The organism is Duganella sp. AC237 (assembly GCF_979254035.1).
In genome coordinates, this window is the sequence record NZ_CEEDEW010000003.1 from 4,836,449 (window position 1) to 4,861,461 (window position 25,013).

28 protein-coding genes are annotated in these 25,013 nt (G+C 63.7%); 12 read left to right on the plus strand and 16 right to left on the minus strand.

Annotated features, from left to right (window positions below):
- Positions 1–10 precede the first annotated feature (10 nt).
- Positions 11–1,474, minus strand: coding sequence for a sodium:solute symporter (locus AC0IYS_RS21465; RefSeq protein WP_471707084.1), 1,464 nt, complete (start codon positions 1,472–1,474; stop codon positions 11–13).
- 89 nt (positions 1,475–1,563) lie between these two features.
- Positions 1,564–2,346, minus strand: coding sequence for a DeoR/GlpR family DNA-binding transcription regulator (locus AC0IYS_RS21470; protein ID WP_471707085.1), 783 nt, complete (start codon positions 2,344–2,346; stop codon positions 1,564–1,566).
- A gap of 184 nt (positions 2,347–2,530) precedes the next feature.
- Here AC0IYS_RS21470 and AC0IYS_RS21475 point away from each other — a divergent pair, with 184 nt between their 5' ends.
- Positions 2,531–3,061 carry a sugar O-acetyltransferase gene (locus AC0IYS_RS21475; RefSeq protein ID WP_471708918.1) on the plus strand — a complete coding sequence of 177 codons (531 nt, stop codon included), beginning with the start codon at positions 2,531–2,533 and terminating at the stop codon, positions 3,059–3,061.
- 13 nt (positions 3,062–3,074) lie between these two features.
- Here AC0IYS_RS21475 and AC0IYS_RS21480 read toward each other — a convergent pair whose 3' ends face one another.
- Both AC0IYS_RS21480 and AC0IYS_RS21485 read right to left on the minus strand, forming a co-directional pair.
- Positions 3,075–4,709: an ATP-binding domain-containing protein gene (locus tag AC0IYS_RS21480; protein WP_471707086.1), complete on the minus strand. Its 1,635-nt coding sequence runs from the start codon at positions 4,707–4,709 to the stop codon at positions 3,075–3,077.
- Positions 4,710–4,863: 154 nt separating this feature from the next.
- Positions 4,864–6,075 carry an MFS transporter gene (locus AC0IYS_RS21485; protein ID WP_471707087.1) on the minus strand — a complete coding sequence of 404 codons (1,212 nt, stop codon included), beginning with the start codon at positions 6,073–6,075 and terminating at the stop codon, positions 4,864–4,866.
- 194 nt (positions 6,076–6,269) lie between these two features.
- Between AC0IYS_RS21485 and AC0IYS_RS21490 the strand changes: the two genes are divergently transcribed.
- From AC0IYS_RS21490 to AC0IYS_RS21500, 3 genes are all read left to right on the plus strand, one after another.
- Positions 6,270–6,479: a DUF3820 family protein gene (locus AC0IYS_RS21490; protein WP_471707088.1), complete on the plus strand. Its 210-nt coding sequence runs from the start codon at positions 6,270–6,272 to the stop codon at positions 6,477–6,479.
- 89 nt (positions 6,480–6,568) lie between these two features.
- Positions 6,569–7,600 (plus strand): M4 family metallopeptidase, encoded by a 1,032-nt coding sequence (locus tag AC0IYS_RS21495; protein WP_471707089.1) that lies wholly within the window; start codon positions 6,569–6,571, stop codon positions 7,598–7,600.
- 17 nt (positions 7,601–7,617) lie between these two features.
- Positions 7,618–7,917 (plus strand): protealysin inhibitor emfourin, encoded by a 300-nt coding sequence (locus AC0IYS_RS21500; protein WP_471707090.1) that lies wholly within the window; start codon positions 7,618–7,620, stop codon positions 7,915–7,917.
- On the opposite strand, the gene AC0IYS_RS21505 is transcribed toward AC0IYS_RS21500, so the two are convergent.
- From AC0IYS_RS21505 to AC0IYS_RS21530, 6 genes are all read right to left on the minus strand, one after another.
- The gene (locus AC0IYS_RS21505; RefSeq protein WP_471708919.1) at positions 7,914–8,303 is read right to left on the minus strand and encodes a PPC domain-containing DNA-binding protein; all 390 of its coding nucleotides are present in this window, start codon (positions 8,301–8,303) and stop codon (positions 7,914–7,916) included. The genes AC0IYS_RS21500 and AC0IYS_RS21505 overlap by 4 nt on opposite strands.
- Positions 8,303–8,668 (minus strand): glutaredoxin, encoded by a 366-nt coding sequence (locus AC0IYS_RS21510; protein WP_471707091.1) that lies wholly within the window; start codon positions 8,666–8,668, stop codon positions 8,303–8,305. Before AC0IYS_RS21510 ends, AC0IYS_RS21505 begins: the two co-directional genes overlap by 1 nt.
- A 130-nt stretch (positions 8,669–8,798) precedes the next feature.
- Positions 8,799–9,380 (minus strand): BPSL1445 family SYLF domain-containing lipoprotein, encoded by a 582-nt coding sequence (locus AC0IYS_RS21515; RefSeq protein WP_471707092.1) that lies wholly within the window; start codon positions 9,378–9,380, stop codon positions 8,799–8,801.
- Positions 9,381–9,488: 108 nt separating this feature from the next.
- Complete coding sequence (locus AC0IYS_RS21520) at positions 9,489–11,660, minus strand: putative bifunctional diguanylate cyclase/phosphodiesterase (protein WP_471707093.1); 2,172 nt, start codon at positions 11,658–11,660, stop codon at positions 9,489–9,491.
- Positions 11,653–12,663: an EAL and HDOD domain-containing protein gene (locus AC0IYS_RS21525; RefSeq protein WP_471707094.1), complete on the minus strand. Its 1,011-nt coding sequence runs from the start codon at positions 12,661–12,663 to the stop codon at positions 11,653–11,655. Before AC0IYS_RS21525 ends, AC0IYS_RS21520 begins: the two co-directional genes overlap by 8 nt.
- Positions 12,664–12,775: 112 nt before the next feature.
- On the minus strand, positions 12,776–13,708 hold the full coding sequence (locus AC0IYS_RS21530; RefSeq protein WP_471707095.1) for a LysR family transcriptional regulator: 933 nt from the start codon (positions 13,706–13,708) through the stop codon (positions 12,776–12,778).
- 161 nt (positions 13,709–13,869) lie between these two features.
- On the opposite strand from AC0IYS_RS21530, the gene AC0IYS_RS21535 reads away from it, so the two are divergent.
- The 4 genes from AC0IYS_RS21535 to AC0IYS_RS21550 all read left to right on the plus strand — a co-directional run bounded on the left by AC0IYS_RS21535 (position 13,870) and on the right by AC0IYS_RS21550 (position 18,034).
- Positions 13,870–14,571: a pirin family protein gene (locus AC0IYS_RS21535; protein ID WP_471707096.1), complete on the plus strand. Its 702-nt coding sequence runs from the start codon at positions 13,870–13,872 to the stop codon at positions 14,569–14,571.
- Between the two features lie 137 nt (positions 14,572–14,708).
- Positions 14,709–15,362: a GTP cyclohydrolase II gene (ribA, locus tag AC0IYS_RS21540; protein ID WP_315214733.1), complete on the plus strand. Its 654-nt coding sequence runs from the start codon at positions 14,709–14,711 to the stop codon at positions 15,360–15,362.
- 30 nt (positions 15,363–15,392) lie between these two features.
- On the plus strand, positions 15,393–17,036 hold the full coding sequence (locus AC0IYS_RS21545) for a S1 family peptidase (RefSeq protein WP_471707097.1): 1,644 nt from the start codon (positions 15,393–15,395) through the stop codon (positions 17,034–17,036).
- A complete protein-coding gene (locus AC0IYS_RS21550) occupies positions 17,033–18,034 on the plus strand; it encodes an FHA domain-containing protein (protein WP_471707098.1) in 1,002 nt (333 codons plus the stop codon). Before AC0IYS_RS21545 ends, AC0IYS_RS21550 begins: the two co-directional genes overlap by 4 nt.
- Positions 18,035–18,116: 82 nt before the next feature.
- Here the strand turns inward: AC0IYS_RS21550 and AC0IYS_RS21555 are convergent, their stop codons facing one another.
- On the minus strand, positions 18,117–18,725 hold the full coding sequence (locus tag AC0IYS_RS21555; protein WP_471707099.1) for a TetR/AcrR family transcriptional regulator: 609 nt from the start codon (positions 18,723–18,725) through the stop codon (positions 18,117–18,119).
- Between the two features lie 102 nt (positions 18,726–18,827).
- On the opposite strand from AC0IYS_RS21555, the gene AC0IYS_RS21560 reads away from it, so the two are divergent.
- On the plus strand, positions 18,828–20,081 hold the full coding sequence (locus AC0IYS_RS21560) for an MFS transporter (protein WP_471707100.1): 1,254 nt from the start codon (positions 18,828–18,830) through the stop codon (positions 20,079–20,081).
- A gap of 98 nt (positions 20,082–20,179) precedes the next feature.
- Here the strand turns inward: AC0IYS_RS21560 and AC0IYS_RS21565 are convergent, their stop codons facing one another.
- Positions 20,180–20,482, minus strand: a complete 303-nt coding sequence (locus tag AC0IYS_RS21565) for a hypothetical protein (RefSeq protein WP_471707101.1) — start codon at positions 20,480–20,482, stop codon at positions 20,180–20,182.
- Positions 20,483–20,671: 189 nt separating this feature from the next.
- Between AC0IYS_RS21565 and AC0IYS_RS21570 the strand changes: the two genes are divergently transcribed.
- Positions 20,672–20,974 carry a BrnT family toxin gene (locus AC0IYS_RS21570; RefSeq protein WP_471708920.1) on the plus strand — a complete coding sequence of 101 codons (303 nt, stop codon included), beginning with the start codon at positions 20,672–20,674 and terminating at the stop codon, positions 20,972–20,974.
- Complete coding sequence (locus AC0IYS_RS21575) at positions 20,874–21,368, plus strand: DUF433 domain-containing protein (protein ID WP_471707102.1); 495 nt, start codon at positions 20,874–20,876, stop codon at positions 21,366–21,368. The genes AC0IYS_RS21570 and AC0IYS_RS21575 overlap by 101 nt, the downstream gene beginning before the upstream one ends.
- Here the strand turns inward: AC0IYS_RS21575 and AC0IYS_RS21580 are convergent.
- The gene (locus AC0IYS_RS21580) at positions 21,360–22,265 is read right to left on the minus strand and encodes a LysR family transcriptional regulator (protein ID WP_471707103.1); all 906 of its coding nucleotides are present in this window, start codon (positions 22,263–22,265) and stop codon (positions 21,360–21,362) included. The two genes, AC0IYS_RS21575 and AC0IYS_RS21580, sit on opposite strands and share 9 nt — an antisense overlap.
- A 98-nt stretch (positions 22,266–22,363) precedes the next feature.
- On the opposite strand from AC0IYS_RS21580, the gene AC0IYS_RS21585 reads away from it, so the two are divergent.
- Positions 22,364–23,086: an NmrA family NAD(P)-binding protein gene (locus AC0IYS_RS21585; RefSeq protein WP_471707104.1), complete on the plus strand. Its 723-nt coding sequence runs from the start codon at positions 22,364–22,366 to the stop codon at positions 23,084–23,086.
- Between the two features lie 10 nt (positions 23,087–23,096).
- On the opposite strand, the gene ispF is transcribed toward AC0IYS_RS21585, so the two are convergent.
- The 3 genes from ispF to AC0IYS_RS21600 are packed head-to-tail and all read right to left on the minus strand — an operon-like array spanning position 23,097 to position 25,010.
- The gene (ispF, locus tag AC0IYS_RS21590) at positions 23,097–23,585 is read right to left on the minus strand and encodes a 2-C-methyl-D-erythritol 2,4-cyclodiphosphate synthase (protein WP_471707105.1); all 489 of its coding nucleotides are present in this window, start codon (positions 23,583–23,585) and stop codon (positions 23,097–23,099) included.
- Positions 23,586–23,598: 13 nt separating this feature from the next.
- Entirely contained in the window at positions 23,599–24,303 is a 705-nt protein-coding gene (ispD, locus tag AC0IYS_RS21595) for a 2-C-methyl-D-erythritol 4-phosphate cytidylyltransferase (protein WP_471707106.1), read from the minus strand.
- A gap of 5 nt (positions 24,304–24,308) precedes the next feature.
- Positions 24,309–25,010, minus strand: coding sequence for a hypothetical protein (locus tag AC0IYS_RS21600; RefSeq protein ID WP_471707107.1), 702 nt, complete (start codon positions 25,008–25,010; stop codon positions 24,309–24,311).
- Positions 25,011–25,013: the final 3 nt, after the last annotated feature.

Sequence of the window (25,013 nt, forward strand, 5' to 3'; positions counted from 1 at the left end):
ATTTACAAGATCATACTTCATGCGGCCTGCGCTGTCCCGGTACGGAAATAAGGAGCAAGCCTCCAAACACCAGCAAACCGTTCATGATAAGCAATTCCAAGCCCAAACGATAGTTACCAAATAGTAATTTCTGATTGACGTCAACGATGTAACACAGCGCGGGACCGGCCAGTGCCACCAGCGGCACCCAGCGGTCGTGCACCGCGCGGCGCGTCAGGATGCCGAAGGCGAACAGGCCCAGCAACGGACCGTAGGTATAGCCGGTCAGCTTCAGCACCAGTCCCACCATGCTGGCGTTGTCTATCCATTTGAACATCAGCACCAGCAACAGGAACAGCGCGCAGAAGCCCAGATGGACGCGATGACGCCATCGTACCTTGGCCGCTTCGGCCAGATCGGTGCGGCGCTGCACGCCGAGGATATCGATGCAAAAGGTGGATGTCAGCGCGGTCATCGCCCCGTCCGCGCTGGGGAACAGCGCCGAGACCAGGCCGATGAAGAAAATCAGTTGCAGCGCCGCCGGCATGTGGCCCATTACCACCGCCGGGAAGATCTTGTCGCCGCTGGCCGTCAGCCCCACCGTCGGCGCGTACAGGTACAGCAGGCCGCCGAGGAACATGAACAGCACCAGCACGGTGGACAGGATCACCGTTAGCATCAGCATGTTCTTTTGCGAGTCGCGCAAGGTCTTGACGGAGATATTCTTCTGCATGATCTCCTGGTCCATGCCGGTCATCGCCAGCACGATGAAGAAGCCGGCCAGCACCTGTTTCCAGAAATAGGCGGGACTGTCGACCGACGTCGTGATCACGTGGGTCAGGCCCTGGGCCTGCATGCGCGCCAGGCTCTCGGGCAGGCTGAGGTTCATGGCGTGCAACAGCCAGCCGACGCAGACCACCAGCCCCAGCACCATGCCGGTGGTTTGCAAGGTGTCGGTCCAGACGATGGTTTTTACGCCGCCCTCGTAGGTGTACAGCAAGATCATGCCCAGGATCACCAGGGTGGTCAGCCAAAATGGCACGCCCAGGTTGTCGAGGATGGTGATCTGCAGGATGTTGACAACCAGATAGAGCCGAGCGGACGCGCTCAAGGTGCGCGACAGGATGAAAAACGCGGCGCCGCTCTGATATGAGCGCTTGCCGAGCCGGACATCGAGGTAGTGATAGATCGAGGTCAGCTTGAGGCGGTAGTACAGCGGCAGCAGGATGGTGGCGACGGCGATATAGCCGAGCACGTAGCCGAGGATCACCTGCAAATAGCCGAACCCGTCGCGCCCCACGGCGCCGGGCACGCTGACGAAGGTGACGCCGCTCAGGGTTGTGCCGACCATGCCGAACGCCACCAGCATCCAGTTGCTGCTTTTATTACCGATAAAGAAACTGTCGTTGGTAGCGTTGCGGGAGGTGCGCCAGGCGACCGCCAGCAATAAGGCGAAGTAAGCGAAAACCAGGCAAAACAGCGTGACAGCAGACATAAGGATTATCCAGCGGCAAGTAATTCAAATCGCCGCCAATATACACCCCGGCCCTCTTCCCCGTGCGGGACCTTACGCAGGCTGGCGAATCACGCCGCTTCCCATGGTCCCGCTCTGGACACCACGGCATCCGCTTCCAGCAGCGGCTGGAGCGCCGCGTCGGTCACATCATGCTCGAGGATGAAGCCGCTGATGCCGTTGATGTGCGCCACGCGGAACGGCGCGCTGGTGCCGAGCTTTTCGTTGGTGGCCAGCACCGTGATCCTGGCGCTGGCGGCGACCAGCGCCCGCTTGAACTGGGCGTCGGCCGGGTCGAAGGCGCTGACGCCGGTGGACGCGGCGATCGCGCACGCGCCGAGGAACAGGCGGTCGATATTCATGCCCGACACGGTGGCGATGGCGCCGGCGTCGACGCTGCCGCCCAGCGCCGGCGTAACCACGCCGCCGACCAGGATCAGCCGCAGATCGGCGCGCTTGAGCACGGCGGCGGCGATGTCGATGGAATTCGTGGCCACCGTCAAGTCCAGGCCGTCCCTCAGAAACTCGACGATGAGCAGGTTGGTGCTGCCGCAGTCGAGAAAAATCAGCTGTCCGGGCTCGACCGTGGCCGCCGCCGCGCGCGCCAGCGCCGCCTTCTGACGCTGCGCGGTCTGTTTTCTGACCGCGATCGGCTGTGCCGCCGCCGAGGTCGGCATGGCGCCGCCATAGATGCGCTGGCACAGTCCCTCCGCCGCCAGCGCGCGCAGATCACGCCGCACGGCATCTTCGGAGACGGCGAATTCGGCCGCCAGCAAGGCGGCGGAAACCGTTTGGCCATCGGCCAGCCGCTGGGCGATGGCGGCGCGCCGTTCAAGAGGGAGAATTGGGTTCATGCGTCATGATAACACGCACAAACGTGCATAAACAATCGACAATCGTCGCCTTCCAATGCGCCGAATGTGCGTAAAACCGTTGCATTGAAGATGGGATTGGCGTATCTTCGCATCCACGTTAGTGCACGTTCATGCACGTTTATGCATAAAGGATACGAAATTGGAACAAACGCAAAAACAGAAAATGCTGGCTGGCGACTTCTACAACGCCGCCGACGCCGAGATTCAGGCCGACCAAGCGGCAGCGCGCGACTGGATGGAACGCTACAACCGCAGCGTTGGCTTGACGCCCGCGCAGCACCGTGACGTGCTGGTCGAGCGCCTCGGCGGCGTCGGCGAAGGCGTGGTGATCCGCCCGCCGTTCCACGTCGACTATGGCTACAACATCAAGGTCGGCAACGGCGTGTTTTTAAACTTCAACTGCGTGATCCTGGACGTGGTGCAAGTCGAGATCGGCGACATGACGCAAATCGGCCCTGGCGTGCAAATCCTCACCGCCGACCACCCGCGCGAGCCGGCGCTGCGGGCGCAAGGGCTGGAGTTCGGGCGTCCGATCCGCATCGGCCGCAATGTGTGGATAGGCGCGGGCGCGCTGATCATGCCTGGTGTGACCATCGGCGACGACGCGCTGATCGGCGCCGGCAGCGTGGTCACGCGCGACGTGGCGCCGGGCGTGACGGTGATGGGCAATCCGGCGCGGCCGCGCTCCGCCTGAGCGCGGGGGCGGGTCACATCCGGTCGAGCAACTGCTGCCCGGCGCGCTCGCTGAGCACCAGCACCAGCTTCAGCCTGGCGCGCGTCATGCCGACGAACAGCTTGCGCAGCACCCGGTCGTCGATCTCGGCGAAGTCGATCTCGGTGAAAATCACCGCCGGGGCCGACTGGCCCTTGAAGCGGTAGACCGACTCGGCCAGCAAGCCCCCTTCGCGGTACTCGGGGTTGCCGAACAAGTCATACACGCCGGTGAACGACTTCAAGGTGTGGGCATCGCTCAGTTTGTCCAGATTGAGGATGGCCGACTTTTCGCGCCCGCGGAACGAGGCGATGGCGATATCCTGGCGCGCGAAGCCGGCGCCCAGGCACAAGGTGACGGCCTTGCGGGTTTGCGCCAGCATCGCCTCGGTATCGCCTTCCGGATACATCAACTCCTCGATATCGGCGCCCTTGAACGGGCTGCCCGCCTCCACCGGCGAGGTGGTCGCGCCGATCGAGGCCAGCATATCGACGATCTGGCGCGGGCTGCGGTAATTGGTGTTCGAATGCAGCGTGACCCAGCCCGGCAGCGGCACCATCGCGCGGCCATACAGGTTCTGGTTGGGGTCCTCGAGCCAGATCGCCCGGCCGTCGTCCTTGAGCATGCGCAGCAGGATATCGCGCCAGGCCGGCGAAAAATCCTGGCCCTCGTCGACGATCACCACGTCGTAGCGCCACTCGCCGGGCAGCGGCGAGGCCGTCATCTTCGCCTCGATCTCTTCCCACACGCCGGGGGCGCCGTACTCGGGCACCTGGTCCTGGGCACGCATGAAGGCGTCGCTGAGCATGTGGAAACTGGCGACCTTGCCGCCGGGCGGCACCAGGCGTTCGATATGGTCGGCCAGCGGCCGGTTGTAGCAGACGTACAGCGGCGACAGGCCGGCATCGATGGCGGCGGAATATTCGGCCAGCGCCAGCTGCGTTTTGCCGCTGCCGGCGGTGCCCACCACGTGCAGACGGAACGGCGTAAACTCCAGCCGCCGCGCCCAGGTCGCCAGGCCGCCGGACAGCCGCGCGACCATTTGCGCGGCGTTGCCGATCATCGAACTGGGATCGGGCCGCAGGCTCAGCATGTTGCCGAGGAAGCGCGTGACCTTGTCGAATTGTTCGCCGGGCTTGGGATCGGTGATGGGCAGGATGTCGCGCACCACTTGCGCCAGGCGGTCCTTGCTGGTGGCGTCGATGATGTGGCGCGGATCGATGCCGGCCAGATTCGCGTTGCGTACGGTGTAGTCGGGGCAGTACAGCAGGTAATCGATGGAGACCTCGCCGCCGAAGCGCTCGGTCAAGCCCTTGATCGAACGCATGATGTGGTTGGCCACCTTGCGCGGTTTGCCTTCATAGTTGCGGACCAGGCCCTCCTGCGTCTCGTTGAGGAAACCGGACTTCTGCTCGATCAGCAGCATGCGCCCGTTGGGGGCGACGATGATGAAGTCGATCTCGCCGTACGCCGAGAAACCGTTCTCGACATTGGTCCAGTGGACGCCGTGATAGATGCGATAGGGAGCGCTGGCGAGCGTGGCGTCGAGATAGGTCAGCGTCTCGATCTCGCGGGCGGCGGTGCCGGTGACGGCCATCTCTTGCCAGCCGGTAGGATGAAGATGAGCCATGAAATGTGGGCGGGTCTGCCGTCAATGGAAAAAAACATTGTAAAACAGATCCGGGGTCAGGTCCGCCATTGCTACACGAGCTCTGCGTAATAGCGCTCATACGGACCAGCACGTGTAGAATTGGCGGACCTGACCCCGGAGTATCCACAGAGTATTAGTGGGCGGCGACGCGGGCGCGCTTGGCTTCGCCCGCCGCTTGTTGGTGCGGATTGAGCCGGTCGAGGCGGCCGCTGAGCACGGTCAGGCCGAAGGCGCCCAGCACCACCAGCGCGCCGATCCAGCCGGTGTGCACCAGCCCGGCGTGTTCGACGATCAAGCCGCCACCCCAGGCGCCGCCCGCGATGCCCAAATTAAAGGCGGCAATGTTCAGGCCGGAGGCGACATCCACCGCGCGCGGCGTGAAGTGCTCGGCTTGCTGCACCACATACACTTGCAATCCGGCCACGTTGCCGAAGGCAAAGGCGCCCCACACCAGCACCGTCGCCAGCATCAGCCATTTGAACGGCGCCACGAACGTGACCACCAGCAGCACGGCGGCCAAGCCCAGGAAGATGATCTTGAGCGCGCCGATCGGTCCGCGTGTATCGGCCAGCTTGCCGCCCCAGATGTTGCCCACCGCGACCGAGACGCCGTACACCAGCATCACCAGCCCCACCGCGCCGGCGCTGAAGCCGGAGATCTCCTGCAGAATCGGCGCCAGATAGGTGAAGGCGATAAAGGTGCCGCCGTAGCCGACGGCGGTCATCGCGTACACCAGCAGCAGGCGCGGCTCGCCGAGCACCTTGACCTGCTGCAGCAGCGAGGCAGGCTTGCTGTGCTGGATCGTCGACGGCACGAACAGCAGGCTGCCGATGAACGCGACCACACCCAGCGCCGAGACCGCCAGGAAGGTTTCGCGCCAGCCGAAATGCTGGCCGATGAAGGTGCCGAGCGGCACGCCGGTCACCAACGCCACCGTGAGGCCGGTGAACATGATGGCGATCGCGCTGGCGGCCTTTTCCTTCGGCACCAGCGAGGTGGCGATGGTCGAGCCGATCGAGAAGAACACGCCGTGCGCCAGGCCGGTCAGGATGCGGGCGATCACCAGCGATTCGTAGCTGGGCGCTTTCCAGGCCAGCAGATTGCCGGCCGTGAACAGCACCATCAGCGATACCAGCAGCGTCTTGCGCGGCAGCTTGCCGGTGAGCGCGGTCAGCACCGGCGCGCCGACGGCGACGCCCAGCGCGTACAGGCTGACCAGCAGGCCGGCCGACGGCAGGTTCACGCCCAGATCGGCGGCGATGGTTGGCAACAGGCCGACGATGACAAATTCGGTGGTGCCGATGGCGAATGCGCTGATGGTCAGCGCCAGCAAGGCAAGTGGCATGACTTCACTCCTTAAAAGTTAATGTCACGCAGTATCCGGGGTTTCGCTGCTGAGAAAAAGACACGAAAGGGTAGAAGATATTTGCTTGTGGCGCAAATATAAGTCCGTATAGCTTGAGCTCGTGTAGAAATGGTGGACCTGACCCCGGAGTGATTTATGATGGCGGGCTGCCGACTTCCTCCATCCTTTCCGAAATGAATTCAGAAAAGCTCGCGCTGTTGCTGACGCGTGAAATGCCTTACGGTAAATATAAGGGGCGCAAGATCGCCGACCTGCCCGACCATTACCTCGGCTGGTTCGCGCGCGAGGGCTTTCCGTCCGGCGAACTGGGGACGCTGATCGCGTTGATGTACGAGCTAGACCATAACGATTTGCGCGCCCTGCTCGATCCGCTGCGGCGCTGACGTCAGTGCCTTCTCCGTTGCAATAGGTGACATCGGACAATTTGGATTCCGTGTATAAAGTCATTTATCGCTCACAGAGGAGATTGCCCATGGCGCACCACCCGTATCGCTGTACTTGCTTCATCATTTCATCGAAAATGCTGCGCCTGCTGGCCGACAAGACGACCGATGAACACGAGCGCTGCCTGCTCCTGGACCAGGCCGAGCTGTCGGCGCATTTGCGCGGCCAGCGCTCGGTCGCGACGCCGACGACCGCCGCCTTCGGCATCACCACCACCGGCGAAAAACGCCGCACCGTCTACGACGCCAGGAACAAGAGCGCCCTGCCCGGCAAGCTGGTGCGCGGCGAAGGGGCCAAGGCCAGCAGCGACGCGACCGTCAACCAGGCCTACGACGGCGCCGGCGCCACCTACGATTTCTTGTTCGAGGTGTTGAAGCGCAATTCCATCGACGACAAGGGCGTGCGGCTCGATTCGACCGTCCACTATCAAAAGAATTTCAACAACGCTTTCTGGAACGGCCAGCAAATGGTCTACGGCGACGGCGACGGCAAACTGTTCATGGGCTTCACCGGCGCCATCGACGTTATCGCCCACGAGCTGACCCACGGCCTGACGCAGAACGCCGTGCCCGGCGGCCTGGTCTACGAGGACCAGAGCGGCGCGCTCAACGAATCCATCTCCGACGTGTTCGGCAGCATGGTCAAGCAATGGAAACTCAAGCAGAGCAGCGACCAGGCCGACTGGCTGATCGGCGCCGGCATCATGGGACCAACCGTAGGCAAGGCCCTGCGTTCGATGGCCGATCCGGGCAACAAGGAACTTACCTGGTCCGGCGATGACCAACCTAAAACGATGGCCGGTTATATCGAGGACGGCGACGTCCATACCAACTCGGGCATTCCCAACCACGCCTTCTACGCGGCCTGCATCGCGCTCAAGGGCAACTCCTGGGACAAGGCCGGGCCGATCTGGTACAAGTCGCTGTCCTTGCTGACGTCCAACGCGAGCTTTGCGGACATGGCCAAGGCGACGATGCAGTCCGCCGAGCTGCTGTATGGGGCCGATTCGAAGGAACAACACACCGTGCGGGCCGCGTGGAAGCTGGTCGGTGTGATTTGAAAGGAAGCACGATGCGGATGACTTTGCGATGTACAGGCGGCTTCGCCGGACCGGCCGGGGCGCAAACGCGCACCATCGATCTGGCGCAGCTGCCGAATGAGCAGGCCGAGCAAATGCAGCAGCTGGTGCAGGCCTGCGACTTTTTCGCGTTGCCGGAAAAGCTGGTCAAGAGCGAGCCGAAGTCCTGGGATTTCCAGTACGACCTGGAGGTCGACGAGGGCCGGCAGGCCCACACCGTGCGCTACCACTTGGATGCGGTGCCGGAACAATTGCGGGCGTTGACCGAGAAGATCAACGACGAGGTCGATCCCGACTAGTCGATTGTCAGTTCCGGGTAACCGGTGAGCGGGTCGTGTTCGCGCGTGAAACGCCGCTCCGGCAGCAAGGCCAGCAGCAATTCGGCCGTGGTGCGCACCACGCAGCCGGGGGCGACATGCCCGCCGGACACCTGCCCGCGCGCGTCGGATACCGACATGTGCAGGTGGGCGCCGTCCGGCGCGATCGAGCCGGCCAGGGTCAGGATTTCCAGGTCGCCGTGCAGCGCGGTCGCTTGCGGCTGTCCGGCGTAGCGCAGTTGCGCCACGCTCAGGCTGCCGATCCCTTGCAGCACGAAGCCGGCCTGGTGGCCGCTGGCCAGCAAGGCCGCGACCACCGCGCCGCGCAGATCGTCGCCGGGCTGCAAACGTAGCGGCAAGGTCAGCATCAAGCCACCATCGTCGCGAACTCGCCGCTCTTGATAAGGCGTTGCAGGTCGGTGGCGCCGCCGATCAGCACGCCCTTGACGAAGATCATCGGAAAGGTCGGCCAGCCGGTCCACATCTTCAACGCGGTGCGCGGGCGCCATTCGGAGAAGTAATTGCCGTAGCTGAGGTATTGGTACGGGGTGCCGTTGGCGTCGAGGATCTGGCGGGCTTTGCGGGGAAAAGGATTGAGCCCCATGCCAACCACGACGACGCTGTTGGCGGCGATGGCGGCCTGGACTTCGGCGATGAGGTCGCGGCGATAGTCGCTGATGGGTGCGCGGATGGCGGGATGGATGTGGGCTTCGTCCAGGATGTTACGGCTCATCGTGTTCCTCGTAGTCATGAAAACCGCAAGCGTAGCCGGTACGGGCGCGAAGAGCCAGCGTTTTCCGTGCGGGTGGATTAGCGGGCAAGGCCCACATATCCGCCCCGCGTGGGATTTATAAACAATCCCGTTACAGCGCCAGCTTGGTGACCTTGGTGCCTTCCAGGCTGAGGTTGGCCATCAGTCCCGCGTTGGTCAGCACCAGCGCCTGCACCGGGCCGGTAGCGGTGGTGGTGTCGATCTCGCCATTGGCGCCCACCTTGAGCAGCGCCACCGAACCATCCACACCCGCCGTCCAGCCTTTGCTATTGCGGAATTTATCCAGCGCTTCCCGGGTCATGAACAACATCACCACGGCCTTCGACTGCGCGCCGGCCTGGAAACCGACCGACACCGACGTCATGCTGTAGTAGTCGGCCGTCTGCCCGCCCGCGCGCAGCACGCCGCGCCCATATTCGCCGCCCACCACCAGCCCCGCCGCCAACACGCGGGGGAACACCAGCACGCCATTGGCCTTGCGCACCAGCTCGCGCGAACCCTTGACCTCCTTGTACAGCCGCTCCAGGGTATCATAGGAGCCGCGCTCGATCTCGGTCTTGACGGCGGCCGGATCGGACTTGGCATCGGTGGTGGTGGTCGTGCATCCGCCCAGGGCCAGCCCCGCGAAAGCGACGGCGGCGGTGGCGCGCATCAGAAATGTACGTTTTTGCATAGAAGTCTCCTGAAGAATAGTGAGCCAGCTTGCCAAAATAGCAGTCCGATTTTGGCACCTTTATTAAAAACGTGCCAACTCGCCGTGTCTCAGGTGCGCGACAGTGGGCTAGGCCCGCGTGCCGAACGCCAATCGCTTGCCTTCGCGTAACATCGCGGCGAATTCCACCGCCGGCACCGGCTGGCTGAACAGGTAGCCCTGCAACTGGTCGCAGCCCAGCTCGCGCAGGAAACTCATCTGCTCGACCGTTTCCACGCCCTCGGCGACGATTTCCTGGCGCAGTTGCTGCGCCATCGTCACGATCGCGCGCGCGATGGCGCAATCGTTTTCTTCATATGGCAAGCCGACCACGAAGGAGCGGTCGATCTTCAAGGTGCTGATAGGGAATTTCTTCAGGTAGGCCAGGCTCGAATAGCCGGTGCCGAAGTCGTCCAGCGCCAGCGACATGCCCATCGCCACCAGCTCGTTCATGATGGCGATGACGTTGTCGGTGCCGCGCACCAGCAGGCTCTCGGTGATTTCCAGGTTGATCTGGTCCGGCTGCACGCCGTAGCGCTCCAGCACCGCCGCGATGCGCTGCGGCAGCTGGCTGTCGAACTGCCGCGCCGACAGGTTGACGGCGACCGGCGGCATAATAAGATTGTCCTCGCGCCAGTCGCGGATCTGGCGGCAGGCCTGCTCCAGCACCCAGGTGCCAAGGTCGAGTATCAGCCCGCTCTCCTCGGCCACCGGAATGAATACGCCCGGCGAAACCAGCCCGCGCACCGGATGGCGCCAGCGCAGCAGGGCCTCGGCGCCGACGATGCGGCCGCTGCGCAGGCTCACCTTCGGCTGGTAGTACAGCAACAGCTCGTCGTTGACGAGCGCCTGGCGCAGCTCGCTCTCAAGGCGCAAATGCTCCTTGGCGCGCTGGTTCATTTCCTCGCTGTAGAACAGGAAGTCGGCCTCGATGTTCTGCGCCGCCTTGTTCATGGCGACGTCTGCGTAGCGGATCAAGGTCGGCACGTCGGTGCCGTCCTCGGTGTAGACGGTGATGCCGATATGCGCGCCCACCTGCAGGCTGTGGACGTCGATACGGATCGGCGCGGCCAGCGCCGCCAGCAGCTTTTGCGCGACGATGGCGGCGTGTTCGCGTTTTTCGATGTGCAGCAGCGCGACGGCGAACTTGTGGCCGTCGAGCCGCGCCAGCACGTCGGCCTCGCGCAGCACCGAGCGGAACAGACGCCCGATCTCGCACAGCAGCTCGTTGCCGACGTCGTTGCCGAGCGTGTCGCTGATGGCGCCGACGCGGGTGATTTCAATCACCAGCATGGCGCCGTACTCCTGCGAGCGGCGGTTCTCGGTCATCGCCTGGCCGACCAGCTGCGTCAGCAAGCACAGGTTGGGCAGGCCGGTCAGCGTGTCGTAGTTGGCCATGCGCTGCATGCGCGCCTGCGCGTCCTTGTGTTCGCTGATGTCGGAGAACAGCGAGAACGTGTGGCTGATCTTGCCGCGTCCGTCGCGCACCACGCTGATCGTCACCGATTGCGGGAACAATTCGCCGTTCTTGCGTTTGCCGATGATCTCGCCGCGCCAGGGGCCGGCGCCCTGCATCGCCGCGCGCACCTTGGCGCGGAACTCGGCGTCGTGCACGCCCGAGCGCAGCAGGTCCGGCGTCTTGCCGATCGATTCCTCCGGCGTGTAGCCGGTGATGCGCGTGAAGGACGAGTTGATCGAGACGATGCGCTCGTTGGCATCGGTGATCAGCACGCCCTGGTCGCTATCCTCGATGATGCGCGCATGCAAGGTGATCTTGTCGGCCGCCGACAGCGCCTCGCCCACCCCGGCGAGCCGCACCAGCATGCCGACCGGCTCGCCGCTGTCGTCGTGGCGCAGGAAAATGTGCATGCGCACCCAGATGATCTCGCCGTTTTTCTTGCGGCGGCGCACCTCGGCGGTGGCGCCGGCCTCGCCGCCCGGCTCGCCGCCGTTTTCGACGCTGAGCTCGGCGATGGCGCCGTCGTCGTCATCCTCGGCGTACAGGAACAGCACGTGCTGGCCCAGCGCTTCGTCGGCGCTGTAGCCGAACATCTGCGCCGCGCCAGGGCTCCAGGCCGTCAGGTAGCCGGTCAGGTCCAGTTCCAGCACCGCGTGGTCGTCGGCATCGACCGACGGCGCCATCGCCGCGCGCGTCTCGACCAGCGCCGCCTCCAGGCTCGCCAGCGTGAGCGCCAGCGCCTCGCCCTGCTCGCCGCGGGCCCGCTGGCTCAGCGCCAGACAACGCTCTATCGCGTCAAACATTGGGTTTGCCCGCCTTGCCGGATGCGACCGTCTGCATCCATAAATACGCGTCGGCGGCGACCTGGTTGAAATTGCCGGTGTCGATCTGCAGCGCTTGCAGACGCCCGGCCAGCGCGGCGTGATCGTCGCGTTCGGCCGCCTCCACCACGCCCAGCAGCTCGCCCAACTCGCCCTCGTGCGCCAGCAGCGCCTGTTGCACGGCCTCGCTCATCGTCAACGGCTTGAGCACCTCGGGCAGCGACAGGCCGAACAGCACGCCCAGCAGCGAGAACATGCCGACCATGAACGCTTGCTCCTGCTGCGCCTTGCCCAGGCCGGCGTCCCGCGCCAGCAATTCCATTGCACGCGCCCGCACCGCCACGCGCGCCAGCAGCATCGGCGAGCGCTGGTCGCCCTCGCGCGACGAGAACAGCATCAGGTTGAGCCAGCGCCGCAGCTGCGAACGCCCCAGGATCAGGATCGCCTGCGAAAAACTGGTGACGCGGCGGCCGGCGCCCATGCCCAGCGAATTGACCAGCCGCAGCAGGTGATACGACAGGGTCGGGTCCTGGCGCAGCAGCGCTTCGATCTCGTGGGTGTCGGCGTCGGCCGACACCAGTTGCACCAGTTGCAGCGCCAGCGCGCGCGAGGCGACCTGGCTGCCCACCGGCTTGGACGGCGGCGCCAGGAACCATTCGCCCTCGATCCACGCCACGCTGGACGGCAAGGCGCTGCCAAGTTCAGCGTCGGCGCGGTGCAGCTTCTCGACGGGCATTTTTTTCCAGCCCGCCTGGTCCAGCAATGTGCCGAGGGCGGCGCTCAGGCCGGCGCGGTAGAAACACCCCATGCTGCCGCCCGCCACGTCGCGCAACACATCGACGATGGCATCCGGCAACGCGGGCGGCTGGTCGGACTGATCGGGTTGCTCAAAAACGCCGGCGTCAAACAGCAGCGCGCCGGGCTGACCGTTGCGGTCGGCCAGCGGGTGCAGGAATACAGGCGGGATGGCAATCAGGGCGGTCATACATGATCCAGCAAAAACAGTCAGTTATGCTGCTATGGTACTCCGAAACAGTTGGCCTCGGTCAACATTGTCACGCCGAGTGACGCTTTCGCCCACGGTTTCCTGTTCTGCATCAAACGGATTGCGTGTGGTGGGGTAAATGACGCAGCAAGCGCTCGAACAGGCCCGGCTGGCGCATGCGGGCGATCCACCAGTTCAGCGCGGCGCCGTGCTCGCCGCTGCGCCAGGCCAGGTAGAAGGTTTCGGCCGGCTTCGGCTCCTCCACCTGTTTTTCCACCAGCAGGCCGGCGTCGATGGCGGCGCGCGCGCACGGCTCCGGCAGGAAACCGAAGCCGGTGCCGGCCAGCTGGAATTGCAGCTTGGTTTTCATGTCCGGCACAGTCAGGGTATCCTGCCCCAGCAGCAGGCCGACGGTGCGCGGCGCCAGCTGGCGCGCGGAATCGGCAACGCTGACGGCCCGGTATTGTTGTAAATGCACGCGGCCGAGCGCGCCGTCGACGGCGGCCAGCGGGTGCGACGGCGCCACCGCAAAGACGAACTCGACCTTGCCGATCGGCTCGGAGACATAGCCGCCGCCGGCCGGACCGTCGCCGGCCACGCCCACCAGCAGGTCGGCGCGGCGGTCCAGCAGCGCCTCCCAGGCGCCGGACAACGTCTCCTTCACCACGCGCAGCCGGGTTTGCTGGGCGACCTCGTAGAAGGCGTTGATGTCCTCCAAGAACATGCAGGGCGAGAACATCGAATCCATGCCCACCGCCAACTCGGTCTCCCAGCCGGACGCCACGCGCCGTACCCGGTGCTCCAGGTCCTGCGCGGCCTTGAGCAGGTAGCGCCCTTCTTTCAACAGTTCGACGCCGGCCGCCGTCAGGACCACGCGCGGGCCGTTGCGCTCGAACACCTGGACGCCCAGGTCATCCTCCAGTTTGCCGACCGTATAAGAGATGGTCGACGGTACGCGGTGCAACTCCTTGCCGGCGGCCGAGAACGATCCGCGACGGTCGATGGCGTCGACGATTTGCAGCGCTTCGAGGCTTAATCTGAGCATTCGATTTTTTCGATAGTAGATGGGTAAATTTTCCGTTTTTTAATCCGGAATGCGGGGTCTATACTGTGATTCATGGATGCGGCGATAACGAAATGTCTTTCAAAATTATCGCACATCAGCTGAACACAACCTTGAAAACAATCGAAGAAACGGAGCTCATCATGTTGCAAATTCGTAAAAGTGAAGAACGCGGTCTGGCAAATCACGGCTGGTTGAATTCCCGCCACAGCTTCTCGTTCGGCAGCTACCATGATCCGAAACACGTCGGTTTCGGCCCGCTGCTGGTGATCAACGAAGACCAGGTCGAAGCCGGCCAGGGCTTCGGCACCCACGGCCACCGCGACATGGAGATCATTTCGTACGTGCTGAGCGGCGCGCTGGAGCATAAAGACAGCATGGGTACCGGTTCGGTGCTGCATTACGGCGACGTTCAACGCATGAGCGCCGGCACCGGCGTGCGTCACAGCGAGTTCAACGGTTCGCAAAAGGACCAGGTGCACTTCCTGCAAATCTGGATCCAGCCAGGTCAGGCCGGCATTCCTCCAAGCTACGAGGAAAAGCACTTCACGCCGGAGAGCAAACAAGGCCAGCTGCGACTGATCGCTTCGAACGATGGCCGCGAAGGCTCGGTGCTGGTGCATCAGGATGCCGCGATCTATGCGACGATCATGGCTGCCGGCGACAACCTGAAACACGAGCTGGGCAAAGGCCGCATCGCCTATGTCCATGTGATCCGGGGCGACGTGACCGTGAACGGCACCGCGCTCAAAGGTGGTGACGCTCTCAAGCTGACCGAGGAAAACCTTGTGACGCTGGAACAGGCAACCGATGCCGAAGTGCTGATGTTTGATTTACCAAATTAACCCTTCCCCATGGGAAAGGCTGGCCTAAAATAATTTTTCGCCAGTTTTGGTATGATGAAGGGCGCGCCGGGTCTGTTCGAACAGCCCGGCGCGCCTTTTTTACTTTATTACATCATCAATATTTGAAGAGCATAGCTATGTTGCAGAGCGCGGAAACACCGGCAAAAGACGAATTGGACTACATGACTTCGTGCGCCCTGCCGACGCCCTGGGCACAGTTCACCTTGCACGCCTTTGTCGAAAAGGCCACCGGCAAGGAACATCTGGCCATGGTGCTGGGCGATATCGGCGACGGCGAGCCGGTGCTGGCGCGCGTGCACTCCGAGTGCCTGACCGGCGACGTGTTGTTCTCGCAACGTTGCGATTGCGGCGCCCAGCTGGAAGGCGCGCTCAAGAAGATCGCCGCCGAAGGCCGCGGCGTGCTGCTGTACCTGCGCCAGGAAGGCCGCGGTATCGGCCTGATCAACAAGATCCGCGCCTATCGCCTGCAAGAGGCCGGCGCCGACACCGTCCAGGCCAACGAACAACTGGGCTTCAAACCGGACCAGCGCACCTACGGGCTGGTCAAGCCGATGCTGGCCCAGTTCGACGTTAAAAGCCTGCGCCTGATGACCAATAATCCGCGTAAGATTGATGCCATGACCAAACTTGGCATCGAGGTGGCCGAGCGCGTACCACTGCTCGTCAACCGCAATGCGTTCAACCAGCATTATCTGAACACCAAAGCTGCCAAGCTGGGCCATATGATGACGCCTTTGACGCCCGCCGCAGTGGAAGATGGCGCGCTCTGAGGTTGCCGATAGAATAAGTCTAAGGTTTGCATGAAATTCACAGCGCTTGCCACATCCATCGCCTTGACCGGGGCCTGCGCTGGCGCGCTGGCTACCTCTACCACCTCGCCCCCCGCTGCGCCGACGCTGGCAGCCGCCGCCAACGCGGCCACCGCAGCAGCGCCCACGACCGCGACGGCAGCGACCACCACTGCAACGACCGCCACCACGCCGGCCAAGGGCAAGCAGCTACCGGCCGCGCAGGCGTCCCCGCCCGCCCCGCCTGATTCGGCCGCCCCGTCTGCTGCCGGCACTGCGGCGGCAGATACCGCGCCGCTGCCGCCGCCGTCGAGCGCGGCCCAGCATTTATATGCGTCGGCCAAGAACGACATACTGCAGGTGCGCTCGCTGCTGAAAAGCGGCCGCACGCAGTCTTCCGTTGGCTCGGGCTTTTTGATCGGCACCAGCAACCTCGTCGTTACCAACTACCACGTGGTGTCGCAGTTCGCGCTCGATCCGGACACCTACGTCGGCGAATGGGTCGACACCAGCGGCCAGCGCGGCAATGTGGAGCTGCTGGCGGTCGACGTGTTGCACGATCTGGCGGTGCTGCGCGTCAACCGCAACGGCACCGGCTTCTTCAAGATGCCGGACCAGCTGGCGCGCCTGACGCAGGGCCAGTATTTGTACTCAATGGGCAATCCGCTCGATCTGGGCTTCGCCATTTCCGAGGGCGCCTACAACGGCGTCATCGCCCGCAGCTTCTACGACCAGCTGATGTTTACCGGCCCGATCAACTCCGGCATGAGCGGCGGCCCCAGCGTGACGGTCGACGGCTCGGTGGCCGGCGTCAACGTCTCCAAGCGGCTCGATGGCGAGTTGGTCAGCTTCCTGGTGCCGGCCCGCTTCGCCCAGGACCTGCTGCGCAAGGTCGAGCAACAAGCCAAGGCGCCGGCCGATTTCACGTCGGTGGTGGCCGGCCAGCTGCTCAGCCATCAGCGCGCGATGGTCGATCAATTGCTGTCTAGCCCGCTTAGTCTGAAACCGATGGGACCGTACCAGGTGCCGGTGCGCGAATCGGAGCAGATGCGCTGCTGGGGCCGCTCCAACGTCAAGGCCGACAAGCCGTTCACGGTCGACGACGCCAGTTGCGCGATGGAGTCGGCAATCTTCGTCAGCGGTTCGCTGCAAACCGGGCAGCTCAGCATCCGCCACCAGTTCATCCGTAGCGCCGGCCTCGACAAGCTGCGCTTCGCGCAGCTGGCCAGCGCCTCGTTCAAGAACGAGCACTTCGGCAGCAACAAGGACACCCGCCTGACCGGCCCCAACTGTACCGAAGAGTTCGTCAAGAACAAGACCCTGCCGCTGCGTGCCGTGCTGTGCGTGCGCGCCTACCGCAAATTCGCCGGCCTGTACGACTTCGCGCTGTTGACGGCCACCACCGATCAAGGGTTGATGAGCCTGCAAAGCCGATTGGATGCGCGCGGCGTTTCGTACGACAACGGCATGCGCGTGTCGCGCGTATTCCTCGAATCGCTGTCGCTGGCGTCGGCGGGCGCGCCTGTGCCCGCGCGCGCTCCGGCCGTGAAAGCGTCGGGCAAGCCGTCGACGACGACGCCGGCCAGCGGAGCCGCCGGCAAGGCGCCTATCCCCGCCCCGCCGCCGGCCAAGCCGGTCACGGGAGGCGCGCAATGATGGCCCCCTACTTCGTGGAAATCCTCGCCCGCAACGGCGACGTGCTGCACCGGCACAAGGCCGATACTTTGCCGATCCGCCTGGGACGCAGCTACGACAACGACGTCATCCTCGACGACGCCCACAGCGCCGCCGCGCATGCCATCGTCGACCTCGATGACGCGCGGGAAAAGCTGGTGTTGCGCGACCTCGGCAGCAAGAACGGCACCTACGCGCGCGGCAAACGCCAGACCGATGTGGTGCTGGGCGGCGACACGGTCGTGCGCCTCGGCCACACGCGCCTACGCATCCGCGCCGCCGACTTCCCGGTGCCGGCCGAAATCGCCGACACCACCATGCACGGCTGGGAAGGCGCGACGCCGGCCACCATCGGCCTGGTACTGATTGCCGTCTTCAGCTGTCTGGAAACGTGGCTGTCCGATGTCGAACCGTTTGCCCTGATCCGTTATCTGCTGGTGCTTGCATCCAGCCTGGCCGCGGGCTTGCTGTGGAGCGGCGTGTGGGCGCTGGCCAACCGCCTGTTCGGCAGCCACGCGCGCATGGGCCGGCACCTGTTCATCCTGGGCAGCGGCCTGGCGGCGGTGGGCATCTGGCGCGCGGCCAGCAGCACCATGGCGTATGCGTGGTCGGCCGAAGCGTTCACGCGCTATGGCAACCTGGTCAGCCTGGCGATCGTCTGCGGCATGCTGTTCTTCCACCTGAAGACGATCAAGCCGCATTTGACGAGGCAGTTCGCCACCACCGCCACGATCATGATGCTGGTCGGCGCCGGCCTGATGCTGATGGCCAACCTGCAAGGGACGGGCCGCTTGTCGGACGAGCTCTACATGTCGGTGTTGTTGCCGCCGGAAGTCAAACGCAGCCCCGACCGCAGCGTCGACCAGTTCATGAGCAACGCGGCCGGGCTCAAGGCCGACACCGATGCTGCGCGGGTGCGCGGCGTCAAGGACGGCGTGGACGAAACGGACGATGACGACGATGACGCCAGCGCCGAGTGAGCCAATCAGTAACCCGGTAAGGCGGGGTCGTACCCATCGGGTACGACCCCATGTATGCCGCTGTGCGGGTTAAACGCTGGCATCACGGCCAACCGCGCAACACCTGATCGACCACGCCCTGCAACTGTTCGCGTGTCGCACCGGCGGCGGCTTGCACTGCCATGCCGTTCGACACCGTCATCACATAGCGCGCCATCTGCCCCGAGCAGCTGTCGGCCGGCAAATCGCCATCGACCTTGGCCCGCTCGAAACGCTCGCGCAGCTTTTCCTCGCTCGCCGCCCGGCGCTCGATCAGTGAATTACGGATAGGCAGCGCATCGTCGCTGCACGCCAGCGCGCCGTTGATCACCAGGCAGCCGTGCGGCTTGTCGGTCTCGGTCTGCGCATCGGCATTGCCCCGCAAGAAATGCTCAACCACGGCGCGCGCCGTCGGCTCCTTCAACGCCGCGTTGAACAGCGGGTCGTGCGTCGCCCCATACCGGTCCAGCGCCAGGCGGAACAGGTTTTCCTTGTTGCCGAACACGGCGTACAAGCTGGGGCGGTTCATGCCCATGGCTTCGGTCAATTCCGGCAGCGAGCTACCCTCGTAACCCTTCTCCCAGAACACCTTCATCGCTTTGTCCAGCGCGGTTTCAGCATCGAACGTGCGCGGACGGCCCGTCTTGCGGGCTGCTGCAGTAGATTCTTTCATACCGATCGGTTAAAAATTATATTGACAACGTGATCTCCAACCGTCATTATGAACCGATCAGTAAAAAACTCAAGCATTTTTACTTCACCCTGGGACTATTCCATGCAATCTACCTCCACCGCACAGGCCTTGCCGCCTGCTGGCGAGGCGTCGGCGTCGCTGCCGGCCGCCACCGCCCCCACCCGCGCCGCCTGGCTGGCCGTGCTCTCTGTCGCCGTCGGCTCGTTCGCGCTCGTGACGACGGAATTCCTGCCGGTCGGCCTGCTGCCGTCGATCGCCGCCGAGCTGAAGGTCACCGAAGGCATGGCCGGCATGATGGTCACCATCCCCGGCATCGTGGCCGCGTTTGCCGCCATTCTGGTGACCATCGGCGTCGGCAAGACCGACCGCCGCTATGTAATCTGGGGGCTGACGGCCACCCTGATCGTTTCCAATCTGATGGTGGCGTTGTCGGATTCGTTCATCGTGATTCTGATCGGCCGCGCCCTGCTCGGCATTGGCGTCGGCGGCTTCTGGGCCATCGGCGGTGCGCTGGGCAACCGGCTGGTGCCGCCCGAATATGCGACGCGGGCGACCTCGATCATCTTCGCCGGCATCTCGCTGGGCACGGTGGCGGGCGTACCGGCCGGCGCGCTGATCGGTGAACTGGTCGGCTGGCGCGTGGCCTTCCATGCGGCCGGTGCGGTCGCCGTGCTGGTGCTGCTGACGCAAATGTGGCTGCTGCCGCGGCTGCCGACGACGCAGTCGCTGACCTTCGCGCAACTGCCGGCGCTGCTGCGCGTCAAGAAGGCGCGTCTCGGCATGCTGGCCACCTTGCTGATCTTCATCGGCCAGTTCGCCGCCTACACCTATGTCACGCCATTCCTGAGCCAGGTTGTCGACCTGAACGCGACCACCATCAGCGCCCTGCTGCTGACCTATGGCGCGGCCGGCTTCGTCGGCAACCTGATCGGCGGATGGACGGTGGCGCGCAGCGTGCGCATGTCGATGATCGTCACCGGCCTGGTGATGGGTCTGTCGGCAGCCGCGCTGCCGCTGATCGGTACCTCGCTGCTGGGCGCCACGGCGCTGATCGTGATCTGGGGCCTGGCCTTCGGCATGATGCCGATCTCGGTGCAGACGTGGATGTTCCGCGCCGCGCCGGATGCGATGGAAAGCGGCGGCGCCGTGTTCGTCGCCACCGCGCAGATCTCGCTGGCCAGCGGCGCGCTGGTCGGCGGCGTAGCGGTCGACCATCTGGGCGTATCGAGCGCGATGGTGGTGGGCGGCGTGTTCGCCGTGGCGATGGCGGCGGTGATCGCCAAATGGGGCGAGGACGACGGCAAGCCGTCAGGCAAACTTCACGCCGTGCCCTGACCACATGCCGATGCGAAAATCAGGAAACACGTAGGGCGGATTAGCGCGCAGCGCGTAATCCGCCATGCATGCGCCGTCGGCGGCGCATGCATTCCCACCTAAATCCTGCCACGCCTGAACTCTGCCAAAAAGGCCTTGGTCTCCTTGGCCGACAACACCTTGATGTCATCGCCGTGCCAAGCGAAAAGATACGGCGTGCCCCCCTGACGATCAGTCAACTTGGCATCCAGCAAAAAGCAAGTCCCCAACGGATACAAGGACGTGTCGCTGATCCGCCGCGAGCACTGCACCGCCAGCTCGGGTGAAAACGCCTGCCCCGGCACCGGATGAATTTCAACCGCGCCCCCGCGCTGCACCGAGTGCACCGCCACCTGCCGGTAAGCATATATATCGCGCGCCATGGTCATCCTTGCTGAAAAACCGCCATGGTAGCAGATCGTTTTCCGCAAGCATGACCTTAAACACACACCATTGATCCGGTCGAAGGACCGATGAGAAAGCCGGGCGCAGGATGTCGAGAGACGTCCTGGCAGCCTGGTTTTTTTTATTCAGTGCCGCTTGAAGGATATCCTCAAGCTACTACACTGAACATGACCACCTACACTTGGGACGAGGCCAAACGCAAAAGCAACTTGCACAAGCACGGGCTGGATTTTGCTGATGCGCCCGCTGTGTTGGAGGAAGACTGCTACACAACGGAAGACACCCGTTTTAGCTACAGTGAGCGTCGATACAATGCATTGGGCTATTTGCATGGCAACGTGGTTTCAATTACATACACGGAGCAAAACGATGAAATACGAGTCATCTCTTTTAGATGGGCAACTCGCCGAGAAAAACGAGACTTCATACGACGAGCCCATCAGTTGGATCGAAGTGATGCCAAACCATGACGACGAGATCGAAATCGACGAAGACTGTCCAGAATATGATCCACGGTACTTCACAAAACCAGTTCATCGATTTAGAGGTCGCATCATTCCGCCACGTAGATCATCCAGCGATCCTTATGACCCCGAGGTTCTGGCCTTCATGAAATCGATCACACCTTTGGTACAGATGGAACCCGACATTCTCGGTGGGATGCCGGTGTTTAAAAACACGCTAGTACCAGTCAAGCGCATGTTCGACTATCTGCTCGAAGGAAAAACCATGGATGATTTTCTGAGCAATTATCCAACGGTATCCCGAGAGACGGCGATTGCCGTACTGAAGAGCGATGCGACACTGTTTTACGAGGAGATCAGTAAGACCATGGATTCACCGCCCCTTCCCACATCACGCTAAAAGCGACTGAAAGAACTCCAGAAACGCCCGCGTCTTGGCCGGCGGATGCTGGCGCGATGGGTACAGCGCGTACAGCGGAAAACGTTCATCCGGCCATGCCGCGAGCACCGGCGTCAGCGCGCCGAAGCGCAGCAGCGGCTCCACGGCGATATCGATGACCTGCGCCAGGCCGTAGCCTGACAGCAGCACACTCTCCATGATGCCGGCGTCGTTGAGGGTGACCTGGCTATGCGGCTGCACGCGGGTGACCTTACCTCCACGATGAAACTCCCAGTCAAAAGGCCTGCCCGTTGCCGGATTGCGGAAGTGGATGCAGGTATGGTCCGTGCTCTCCAAGTCCGACGGCTTCTTCGGCACGCCATGTTTGCGCAGGTAGGCAGGCGTGGCGACGGTGAGCACGCGCGTGTCCATCAGCTTGCGGGCGATCAGTGACGAGGTCTGGGGCTGGCCGAGTCGAATGGCCAGGTCGACGCCGTCGCCGACCATGTCGCCGATCTGGTCACGGGCGTAAAGGTCCAATTCAAGCTCCGGGTGCCGCTTTAAAAAATCGCCAAGCCTCGGGCCAAGCAGCAGGCGCGCCAACAGCGGATCGGCGTTCACACGCAGCTTGCCGCGCACGGCCACCGCCCCTTCTCCCGCCGACACCACCGCCTCCTCCAGTCCCTCCAGCAATGGGCCGATCTGCGCGTAGAAGCGGCGCCCCTCATCGGTGAGCGAGACCTTGCGCGTGGTGCGGTCAAACAGCCGGATATTGAGACGCGACTCCAGCCGCGCAATGGCACGGCTAACGCCCGATTGCGACATCTCGAGCGCCTCGCCCGCGCGCACAAAACTGCCGCTGTCCACGATCGCGGCCAGCACCCGCATGCCGTTCACCACCCGTTCGTCAAAAACCATATATGCCGCGCAGTCATTAATGATATGCATCCCATGCTATCGGAGTATGGGCCGGTTTGCATCAAAATTCTCCTTATCGATTTTCAAAGGAGAACACCATGTATGCAATCACCGGTATCACGGGGCAGGTCGGCTCGGCGCTGGGCCATCAACTATTGGCAGCGGGGTTGCCATTGCGCGCCGTGGTGCGCGACGCGGCCAAAGGCGAAGCCTGGGCTGCGCGCGGCGCTGAAGTGGCGCTGGCCGACGTCAATGACGCTGCTGCGCTGACGCAAGCCTTCACGGGCGCGGAAGCGGTATTCGTACTGCTGCCGCCGACCTTCGATCCGTCCGACGGCTACCCTGAACAGGAATTGGGCGCGCTGGATTTGCCCGTCGCCTTCCTGCGGGCGGCATGGTTTATCGAGAACAGCCTGTGGGACGTGGCGTCCGCCCGTGCGAGCGGCGACATAGCCAGTTTCCTGCAACCGCTCGACCGCCCCGTGCCGATGGTCGCCTGCGCGGATATCTCGAGGGTGGCGCAAGAGCTGCTGCGGCAAACCTGGAGCGGGCTGCGCGTGGTGGAGCTGGAAGGTCCGGGGCACATCAGCCCAGCCGATATCGCGGCAAGCTTCGCCAGGTTGCTTGGCACCGACGTCAAAGCGCATGCAGTGCCGCGCGATACGTGGGCAGAGCTATTCGTTTCTCAAGGTATGAAGAATCCCGTTCCACGCATGCTGATGCTGGACGGGTTCAACGAAGGCTGGATCGCCTTTGAAGGAACGCCGCGCAAGGGCGTCGTCACACTGGACGAGGCCATTGCGGGACTGCTGGCGCGCTAACCCGGCATGCTTATGCGGCAATCAACATCGCGATCGATTCGGCCGCGATGCCCTCTTCCCGGCCCAGATAACCCAGCTTCTCGTTGGTCTTGGCCTTGACGTTGACCTGGCTGATGTCCAGGCCCAGATCTTCGGCGATGTTCGCGCGCATGGACTGGATATGCGGCGCCATCTTCGGACGCTGGGCGATGATGGTGCAATCGACGTTGCCGATGCTGTAGCCGGTAGCCACCACGCGGCGCGCGGCTTCCTTCAGCAAGGTGCGCGAATCGGCGCCCTTGAACTGCACGTCCGTATCCGGAAAATGCTTGCCGATGTCGCCCAGCGCGGCCGCACCCAGGATCGAATCGGTGATCGCATGCAGCAGCACGTCGGCGTCCGAATGGCCCAGCAGGCCGACGTGGTGCGGGATGTCGACGCCGCCGATGATCAGCTTGCGGCCTTCCACCAAAGCATGGCAGTCGTAGCCCTGGCCGATGCGGAACGGGAGTTTTTTCATATAGATTCCTTGGTTATTCGTCGGCGGCCAGATACATCTCGGCGATGCGGATGTCGGCTGGCAGCGTGACTTTCAAATTTCGTGGGTGGCCTTCGATCAGGCGTGGCGACATGCCCAGCATCTCGACGGCGCTGGCGTCGTCGGTGATGGCGTTGGCGTCGGGCGCTTCGCCCAGCGCCCGCAGCAGCAGCGCGTAGCTGAACATCTGCGGCGTCTGCGCCAGCCACAGGCCGTCGCGCGGCACGGTGGCGACGTCGGCGCCCGCCTTGCGCTTGACCGTGTCGACCACGGGCAGCGCCAGCAGGCCGCCGGCGGCATAGTCGCCAACTCCTTCAATCAGTTTGGCGATCAAGGCCGGTGTCAGGCCGGGACGCGCTGCGTCGTGCACCATGATCAGATCCGCGTCCGCGACAACGCCGTCCAGCGCGCGCAAGGCGTTGAGCACCGTGTCCATGCGCGTGGCGCCGCCGCAGCGCAGCACCGTGACACCATCCAGGTCCGGTGGCAGCACGGCGTCGATCTGGCCGTCCGCCGCGCTGACGACGACGTAGGTGTGCGCCACCAGATCGCTGGCGCGGAAGGCGTCGACGGCGTGGCGCAGCATCGGCTTGCCGCTGACGGTCAGGTATTGTTTCGGTCCATCCGCCACCATGCGCGCGCCGACGCCGGCGGCGGGCAGCAGCGCAAAGTAGCGCGGGGGTTGAGTATGTGCTGTCATCTTCTTTATCTTCTGCGCCTGCGCTGAACGATTTCCCGGATCTCGCCGTTGCAGGTGGCGGCCAGGCGCGCGTATTCGGCGGGGGTATCGATTTTAGCCTGCTCCGACTTGCCTTTGTCGAATTCGGCCTGAATAAACGGCATCCACTGGCTGTTGATCTCGTGCTGCAGCGCCGATTGCGCGGTGCCGGAGGGCGCGTACAACGGCTTGCCTTCGAAGCGGCGGTTCAGCGCATCGCGCACCACCTTTTCGACCCGCGCCAGATTGTCCATGTAGGCTTTAAGGTGGCGCTGTTCATGCTCGAGGATCGTGTTGTAGCCGCAGCTGCCGGGCACGAACTCGTTGCCGACATAAATCAGCACCGGCGAGTAGTTCAATTTGATCTCCACGCGCGGCGCCACGCATTCGTAGCCACTGACCTTATCCTGCAAAATCGGCCCGCCCATCGTAGCGGCATACTGCGCGCGCGTGACGGTCAGGCCCAGGGTTTCGCTACGGCCGTCGATGCTGCCGGTTTTTAGCGTCAACGCGCGGTAAGGCAGCTGGTTGTTGATCGTGAAGCCATTGGTCTTCGTCGATAGCACCGAGATGGTTTTGCTGATCGTGTCCTCGCAGCGGATCTGGAACGGCGTGCGCTCTGCCGCCTGGGTAACGCCGGCGCCGGCGCCGGCGCCGCAGCACAACAGGATCAGCGCCGACGGCTTCATGTC